Origin of the sequence: Bartonella pachyuromydis, assembly GCF_039543065.1 — a bacterium.
Classification (GTDB): domain Bacteria; phylum Pseudomonadota; class Alphaproteobacteria; order Rhizobiales; family Rhizobiaceae; genus Bartonella; species Bartonella pachyuromydis.
The window spans coordinates 1-577 of record NZ_BAABJA010000074.1 but is presented as its reverse complement, the minus strand read 5'-3'; the positions used below and the strand labels follow the sequence as shown (position 1 = coordinate 577).

The following is a 577-nucleotide window of genomic DNA, read 5'->3' as shown; positions in this document are numbered from 1 at the left end:
AATTGATCATCTCCATTGAAAGCTGTTAAATAGAAAGAACGGTCTGTTTGATATTCCTTTCTCTCCAAATTGGCTAAAAAACCAGATAACTCATCACGAACCATCAAAAGACCACGGGGGTTTTCTTTTAACAATTCCCCAAGCTTTTCAACCGTCACATCATTGACGATAAGACGTCGTTTATTAAGCGTGTCATCATCATCAGTTTCTTTGTTTTCAAGAGATTTTGAAAGAAGAGCAAGGGCTTGTTCCTCGTCTTGATCTTTGAGTGCTTTGCAGGCTTGTTTTTTCTTTTCTCGTTTGTCTAATTCAATCAGAATATCTTTTGTTTCTTGGCTTTTTTTCTGCTTTACCCATTCTTGATACCATTCCTCTTGAAAAGCATAGAGAGGAGCTAAAGCAGCTTCCATGGTCGGTGTTTTATATGTTGAAGGTTGCCCCACAATAGCCCCCCAGAGATTAGGAACAATTGTCCAATCATCATATTGTTTTGGAGCCACCCGCACGCCATTACCAATGACAGCCGCCAAACCACAGAGAGCCGAGACAGCAATAAAATCGAGAGGGGTTTGTTGAC

Annotated in this window: 1 protein-coding gene; it reads right to left on the bottom strand. The window is 40.6% G+C overall.

The features are described from left to right. Window positions 1-577, bottom strand: a 577-nt coding sequence (locus tag ABD917_RS08815) for a DUF3987 domain-containing protein (RefSeq protein WP_345119681.1), incomplete at both ends; no start/stop codon positions are given.